Annotated in this window: 6 protein-coding genes; 5 read left to right on the top strand and 1 reads right to left on the bottom strand. The window is 31.5% G+C overall.

Going from position 1 to position 7,642, the window contains the following annotated elements:
* Positions 1 to 828 precede the first annotated feature (828 nt).
* The 4 genes from B7R67_RS21510 (at position 829) to B7R67_RS21495 (ending at position 4,053) form a co-directional block, all read left to right on the top strand.
* Positions 829 to 1,899: an undecaprenyldiphospho-muramoylpentapeptide beta-N-acetylglucosaminyltransferase gene (locus B7R67_RS21510; protein ID WP_088073041.1), complete on the top strand. Its 1,071-nt coding sequence runs from the start codon at positions 829 to 831 to the stop codon at positions 1,897 to 1,899.
* A 5-nt stretch (positions 1,900 to 1,904) separates the two neighbouring features.
* Entirely contained in the window at positions 1,905 to 2,729 is an 825-nt protein-coding gene (locus B7R67_RS21505; RefSeq protein ID WP_088073040.1) for a GNAT family N-acetyltransferase, read from the top strand.
* Between the two features lie 115 nt (positions 2,730 to 2,844).
* Entirely contained in the window at positions 2,845 to 3,546 is a 702-nt protein-coding gene (locus tag B7R67_RS21500) for a nucleotidyltransferase domain-containing protein (RefSeq protein WP_088073039.1), read from the top strand.
* A gap of 57 nt (positions 3,547 to 3,603) precedes the next feature.
* Positions 3,604 to 4,053, top strand: a complete 450-nt coding sequence (locus tag B7R67_RS21495; protein WP_088073038.1) for a dCTP deaminase domain-containing protein — start codon at positions 3,604 to 3,606, stop codon at positions 4,051 to 4,053.
* A gap of 83 nt (positions 4,054 to 4,136) precedes the next feature.
* On the opposite strand, the gene B7R67_RS21490 is transcribed toward B7R67_RS21495, so the two are convergent.
* Positions 4,137 to 5,528, bottom strand: coding sequence for a peptide MFS transporter (locus B7R67_RS21490; protein ID WP_088073037.1), 1,392 nt, complete (start codon positions 5,526 to 5,528; stop codon positions 4,137 to 4,139).
* Positions 5,529 to 6,216: 688 nt separating this feature from the next.
* Between B7R67_RS21490 and rsgA the strand changes: the two genes are divergently transcribed.
* The gene (rsgA, locus tag B7R67_RS21485; protein ID WP_088073036.1) at positions 6,217 to 7,263 is read left to right on the top strand and encodes a ribosome small subunit-dependent GTPase A; all 1,047 of its coding nucleotides are present in this window, start codon (positions 6,217 to 6,219) and stop codon (positions 7,261 to 7,263) included.
* The last annotated feature ends 379 nt before the right edge of the window (positions 7,264 to 7,642 follow it).

Genomic DNA, 7,642 nt, shown 5'->3' with positions numbered 1-7,642 from the left:
ATCAATGTCAGAATGGTTTGAAGTCGACCCGCGATCTGACAAATAAAATGCAGGTTTGTTAAAAGCAGGAGAAGCAGGAAGAACAGGAAAAGCAGATAGGAAATATATTATAAATAGGAATACTCTAAAGTCTTTTGATATCTATTCCTTTCACTTTCCCTTTCCCTTTGATCCTGCATTTCCTTGTTCTTGCTCTTAAGCATGCATACTGTAGTGGAAATGAACATCACTCAACTTCCTTTAAAAATTTAGTCATAACTTAACAAGATTATTTTTCAACAGCGTGAAAATGCATTACTTCTTTTTATCGAAGTAATGCATTTTTATTTGCATAGAGGAATTACACTCTATATTGGTGAATTTAACAATGTACGATTTAGCTATTTTTATAAGCATTTTTCCAAGAAGAAAGTACATAAAAATAGTAGTGGTATTTAGATTGGAAATTCGTTGAAAAAGATATGAATGATTTTAGCAAGCTAATGGTGCAATTAAGTTATCCAACTACTAAAGAGGAAATGTTGAACCGATATAGAAGAATAGAGAATGATTCACATTATTTACATTTTTTATTGAATCAAAGGTAGTTGGAATGATTGGTTTGTTTGGGTTTTTCTATTAAAAAAATGAAATAAGTATTTGAATTGTTGCATTTGTTGTAAAGAATATTGAAACGTGGACATTGGAAAGAAGTTAATAAAATACGCCGAAGTATGGTCGAGAATTTAAGGTGCTTTAGAGGTCTGTCTAACAAGTGGTAAAAGGGATTAAAAGTATTTGTTTAAGTTAGGTAGGATAAAGGACCGTACTTTATAGATGGGAGTTATTATGTCTAAAAATTCAATTGTATTTACTGGTGGGGGTTCTGCTGGCCACGTAACACCGAATATAGCAATCATAAATGAATTGCACAAAAGTGATTGGGAAATAAACTATATCGGATCTAAAAAAGGAATCGAAAAGGAATTGATTGAGAAGATACATATTCCATATTACGGGATCGCGAGTGGTAAATTAAGACGTTATCTAGATTTTGAAAATATTGTAGATCTATTTCGAGTAGCAAAAGGTTGTTTTGACGCAAGAAAAGTTTTAAAAAAACTAAAACCTAATTTAATTTTTTCAAAAGGTGGATTTGTTTCTGTTCCAGTAATAATAGCTGCAAGTTCATTGAAAATACCAATTTTAATCCATGAAAGTGATATGACGCCTGGATTAGCAAATAAAATATCTCAAAGATTTGCAACAAAGATTTTCACATCGTTTGAAGAAGCAAAAAATTATTTTCCAAAAAGCAAAACAAAGGTGATTGGGTCTCCAATTCGAAAGGAACTACTAAATGGTTCAGTTGAAAAGGGATTAGCGTATTTAAAATTTAATCGGTATGATCCAATTTTAACAATTATGGGTGGCAGTTTAGGGGCAAAGAAAATAAATGAAACAGTTCGAGAATCATTAGATGAATTAACAAAGAAATTTCAAATTGTACATATGTGTGGGAAAGGGAATATTGACGATAAATTGCAAAATTACAGTCGTTATAAGCAGTTTGAATATGTACATGATGAATTGGCCGATCTATTGGCTGCAACTCAATTGATCATTACAAGAGGTGGCTCAAATGCAATATTCGAATTTTTGGCGTTAAATAAGCCAATGGTGATTATTCCATTAACGAAAAATCAAAGTAGAGGCGACCAAATATTAAATGGAACATCTTTTAAGGAAAAAGGATTCGCACTAATGTTAGAGGAAGAAGACCTGACCGCAAAAACACTACAAAATACAATTGAAGATCTTCAAGCTAATCGAGCTAGATTTATTGAGTCAATGAAAAAATCGAATCAAGGTAATGCACTAGAAGTAATTATGAATGAAATAAATAAATTTAGAAGGTGATATAGTTGAATAAGACAATCGATTTAAATCAAATTCAAAAATTACAAGATATTTGTGAAAAATATGATGGAATAACATTGAAATTAAATTGGGAAATGTTAAGAAATCGGTCAGAAAATGAGAAAGAAGATTTCTTTCACTATGAAGATGGTCATTTAGTTGGGTTTTTAGCAACATATTCTTTTGGTGAAAAGGTTGAGATTTGCGGGATGGTTCATCCAAACTTTAGACGGAAAGGGATTTTTTCAAATTTATTAAAAGAAGCATTGGAGATCATTCCAAAGGGAAGTAAGATTTTATTAAATGCACCTGAAGCATCAAGCTCAGCTAAAGAATTTGTTAAATCCCAAAATTATTCCTACTCGTTTTCTGAATATCAGATGGCTTGGAAAAACAATGAGGTAAAACCAGTAGAAGAGATTGTTCGTTTTACAAAAGCAAAAATTATCGATTTTTCATTTATCGCTAACTTAGACGTTGTATGTTTTGGTTTTGATAAAACAGATGCTGAAAAATACAACAATCGTATTTTAAATGAGCCAGATCGTTTACTTTATATAATAGAAGTAAACAATGAAAAAATTGGTAAAATGAGTGTTCAACGTGAAAATAATGAAAGTTGGATATATGGTTTCGCGATCCTACCACAGTTTCAAGGAAAAGGTTATGGCAGAAACGCATTACTACAAATCATACAAAAAGAAAATCAAATAGGAAATGAAATACATTTAGAAGTAGCTTTAGAAAATAGTAATGCAAAAAAATTGTATTTAAACTGTGGTTTCAAACAATACAATACACAAGATTATTATAAAATTGACAACAAGTAATTTAGAGTTTAGTAAATTTATTCGAAATAGAATGTGTAGGTAAAATTTACACATTCTATTTTTATTGGTCAGTAAAGTAATCATACAAGCAAATAAGTTAATAGAGGTGAAATGAATGAGGTTAGAACCAATTGAAGCAGCAACGAGATTTATAAAAATCCACTTTCCAAATTGTTTAGGTTCTATATTAAGCGGAAGTGTTGCAAGAGGAGAGCAAAATGAAACATCTGATTTAGATATTATTGTAATTGAAAGCACACCTCATTGTTATAGAGAATCACTGATTAAATTTGATTGGATGATTGAAGTATTCGTTTATGATATTGAATCATACAAATCATACTTTGAAAATGACTTTAAACGGTCAAGACCGACTTTAATCAGAATGATTGCTGAAGGCATCGTTATTAAAAAGCATCCTGAACTGGATCGCATTATTGGAGAGGCTAAGCAAATTTTATTAAATGGACCTGAAAGTTGGGATGATAAAAACCTTAAAAGTAGTCTATATTTCCTTTCTGATACTCTCACTGATTTTATTGGTTCAGAAAATCGAATGGAGTTAATCTGTATTTCAAGTACATTACTTGAGAGATTACATGAATTTATTCTAAGGACAAATAAAAAATGGATTGGTTCATCTAAATGGATTTATAGAGAATTAAAGCAATTTGATGAACAACTAACTTTTGAAATTTTTGATGCATTTGATATTTTCTATAAAACAAATGAAAAAGAGAAAGTAATATTACTAGTTGAGAGGATTATAGCATCATATGGAGGAAGATATTTCGAGGGTTATAAGATTGGAAAATGATTTAACCGAATAAGTGTGATAAACTATGTATGGATTAAATGGTAAAGGGTGAGAGTTTTGGAAAAAATTAGAGGTTTTGAAGTAGCTAAAGGATTCGAAAATAGTGGTGTAAATCTACCAAGAAGGGCGACTACACATGCGGCTGGATATGATATCGAATGTATAGAGGAAACTATTATTAATCCAAATGAAATAAAACTTGTTGCAACTGGAATCAAAGCATATATGCAACCAGATGAATTTTTAGCATTATATGTACGTTCATCAACTCCATTAAAAAAAGGATTAATGAAAGGAAATGGAGTAGGAGTAATTGATTCAGATTATTATAGTAATCCTTCAAATGATGGGCATATAATGATGCAATTAATAAATGTTTCAAAAGAGCCAGTCATTATTCAAAAAGGCGAGAGAATTGGACAAGCTGTCTTCCAAAAATTTTTATTAGCTGATGATGATTTTGCTGGTGAAGAGCGTACAAGTGGTTTTGGTAGCACAGGAAAATAAAGAAAATAACTAGCCGATTGGCTAGTTTAAAATTGGCAATAAAAAAAGCACTCGAAACATTCGAGTGCTTTTTACTTTATTAATTAGTCTAACATTTTTGCAAGTTTTGGTGAAAGTGCAAGTAAGATTAAACCTGCAACGATTGCTGCTCCACCTACTACTAAGAATACTTCTAACATACCAAGAGTAGTTGTGAATGCTGCTAATTGACCACCAACTAAGTTTGCGATGAAACTTGATGATAACCATACACCCATTAATAATGAAGCAAGTTTAACTGGTGCATAACGAGAAACAGCTGATAAACCAACTGGTGAAAGTACTAATTCAGCAATTGTGTGGAAGAAATAAGTCATAACCATGAACATCATATTTGCTTTTACAGTGATATGATTTGGATCTGAACCTGTTTTCATAACTGCCATAATTGTGAATGCGAAACCTAAACCTAATAAGATAAGACCCATTGCCATTTTCGCAGGAACGCTAATGTCTTTACCATTTCTTGCTAATTTAATCCAGACCGCAGAAAGAACTGGAGCGAAAAGCATAATGAATAATGGGTTAACAGATTGGAACCAAGCAGATGGTACATTGAAGCTACCAACTTTAAGATCTAAGAAACGTTGAGTATAAAGTGTTAATGATGAACCAGCTTGTTCAAAACCAGCCCAGAAAAATACTACGAATGCTGCTAAGATAAAGATAACTGTAGTACGTTGTTTTTCTTTTTTTGTAAGAGGAATATCCTTAACTGAAGCGCTGTTACCCTCTTTAACAACTTTAGCATTAGGTTTAGTACCTAAATCACCAAGATATTTTGAAGCTAATAGATTGAAAATAATTTGACCAATAATCATACCGATTGCAGCTGCTAAGAAACCATAACGGTAACCGAATAAATCATCACCAGCAGCATTTTTAGACATGAATAAATTTTGTGCTAAATAACCAGTTACAAGTGGAGCAAAGAATGCACCTAAGTTAATACCCATGTAGAAGATTGTGAATGCACCATCACGACGTGGGTCATCTCCTTCATAAAGCTCACCAACAATTGTTGAAATATTTGGCTTGAAGAATCCGTTTCCAATAATCATTAAAATTAATCCAAGATATAATCCTGTTGAAGAATGAATACCGAATAATGCGATATTACCCGCAGCCATGATTACACCACCAAGAGTAATGGCAGTACGCTTAGCAAGGAAATTATCTGTAATCCAACCACCAATGATTGGAGTGAAATATACTAAACCAGTAAATAATCCGTAAAGTTGTAGTGCCCAAGCATCTTTAAATCCAAGTCCACCTTGAACTACAGATGTTGTTAAATAAAGAACTAATAATGCACGCATACCATAATAACTAAAGCGCTCCCAAGCCTCTGTTGCAAATAGTAAGTAAAGGCCAGGTGGGTGTTTCGATTTCTGATTTTGCTCATTCGATGATACGTTCTGTGTTGCTACGCTCATTCAAATTCCTCCCTCTTTATTGCTATTCTGTGTAATTTTCTGTATGAATATTTATTGTCGTAAATTCATATACTATTCTGTCAATTCAGTGTAAAAAATTAATTTCGAATTCTACAAATTTCGACAATTTAAGTTAAAAAAATTTCTAACTTTTTTTCAACAGTACCATTATTACTAAATCTAGTATTAGATTTTTGAAATCAATGGATCTATATTACTATTTTAGTATAACACATAATAGCATATTTCTGTAAAGTTTTTTATATTGTCAGACAAATCTTGCAATACTGACTTTTCTTATTAAAAAGAGTATTTTGAGACTTTGTCCAATGACCTAGTTTATTTCGGCCTAAACATAAAGACCTATATTTAAATAATAATAAATTTTTGAAATATTTCAAGGGTTATTTTTATTTTGTTTGTTAACATTAAAGAAGTTTAATTAAACAAAAAAGTGGAAATTGTCAAAAAATGTCGAAATAGAAACAGAATGTTTTGCTCATTTCTAATATTCAATCAATTCGTATGGACGATTTTCTAAATATTGGATATACTAAAAGTAATTTATAGGAAACGGAGTGATGAATAATGGGAAAGTTAATTAATTTCATTCATAAGAAGGTAAATAAGAGGGGACAAGAAGTGGAGTAAAAGCTTCATTATTGTCCTTATAATCCAGGAGGACAAAATGAATTTAGAAAAATTAGGTTGGAAAGAAGCGTTCGGCGAAAAGGATCAAAATACAGTTGTTGCAAGGGTAATATCTGAGCAAAGACAAATTTATAAGTTACATGATGGAGAAAAGGAAATTACTGGAGAAGTTTCTGGTAAATTTCAATTCCAAGCGAAAGTAAAAAGTGATTATCCATCAGTTGGTGATTGGGTTGTAATTGAACCAATTAATAATGAAAATAAAGGAATTATCCAAAAAGTACTGCCGAGAGTTAGTCAATTTTCTAGACAATCAGCAGGCGATAAAACTGAAGAACAAATTGTAGCAGCTAATATCGATTACGTTTTTTTAGTAATGGCATTAAATAATGATTTTAATGTTAGAAGATTAGAACGTTATTTATTAGTTGCTTATGATAGTGGAGCGAATCCGATTATCGTTTTAACGAAAAAAGATTTATGTTCGGACCTTCAAGATAAAATGGCAGAAGTGGAAGAGATTGCATTCGGTGTTCCAGTTTTTTCTGTAAATAGTACAAATGGTGAAGGAATAGAAGATTTAAAAACGCTTATTTCTGAGGGGAAAACAGTTTCATTACTAGGATCCTCAGGCGTTGGTAAATCTACATTATTAAATGCATTGATCGGCGAATCAAAACAAGTAACACAAGAAGTTCGAGAAGGTGATGATCGAGGTAAACATACTACCACACACCGTGAATTATTTTTCCTTCCAACAGGTGGAATGGTAATTGATACACCAGGAATGCGCGAGTTACAATTATGGGGTGGAGAGGAACATATTAGCTCAACTTTCACAGACGTAGAAGATCTCGCTAAATCATGTAAATTCTCAGACTGTACACACGAGAAAGAACCGGGTTGCGCGGTTAACCAAGCAATCGAAAATGGTGAATTAGACCAACAAAGACTTACAAGCTATCGTAAACTTATGAAAGAATTAGCATACGCTGAGCGTAAACAAGACGCATCACTTGCTAGACTTGAACGTGAAAAGTGGAAAAAAGTAAGTAAAATGATGAACACAAAATCTTATAAATAAAGAAGAAGAGTATTTATACTCTTCTTTCAGTCTGTAGACAAGTCCATAATCGGATTATCAGATTGTTGAAATAGTTAACTGTCAATATGAAAAAGATCATTTATTGAACATTATTGATGAAAAAGTTAGTATTTTTTGATGTTCTATTAATGAATATAAATGTTAATATACTTTAAGCTATATTTATAACTTCAAACTCTAATTTAGAAAAATGAATTCAAATCTTAAAAGACGATGCTTTTTTTGAATTTGTCGTTCAAACTGATTAATTAGTTCTAATTAAAGGATTTTTAAATTGTTTTTTATGAATACTTTTATTGAAGAATAAGTTAATTGGAACGGAAGGATGCTCGACTCCTATGGGAAATGCGGAAAGGCT

The sequence above is a fragment of the Gottfriedia luciferensis genome (assembly GCF_002156865.1).
In the GTDB taxonomy this organism is placed as follows: Bacteria; Bacillota; Bacilli; order Bacillales; family Bacillaceae_G; genus Gottfriedia; species Gottfriedia luciferensis.
The sequence above is the reverse complement of the archived record's forward strand: the minus strand, read 5'-3'. Positions and strand labels throughout refer to the sequence as shown.

Coding starts and splice junctions, on each gene's coding strand:
- B7R67_RS21490 (WP_088073037.1), bottom strand. CDS start 5,528: ATGAGCGTAGCAACACAGAACGTATCATCGAATGAGCAAAATCAGAAA.
- rsgA (WP_088073036.1), top strand. CDS start 6,217: ATGAATTTAGAAAAATTAGGTTGGAAAGAAGCGTTCGGCGAAAAGGAT.
- B7R67_RS21510 (WP_088073041.1), top strand. CDS start 829: ATGTCTAAAAATTCAATTGTATTTACTGGTGGGGGTTCTGCTGGCCAC.
- B7R67_RS21500 (WP_088073039.1), top strand. CDS start 2,845: ATGAGGTTAGAACCAATTGAAGCAGCAACGAGATTTATAAAAATCCAC.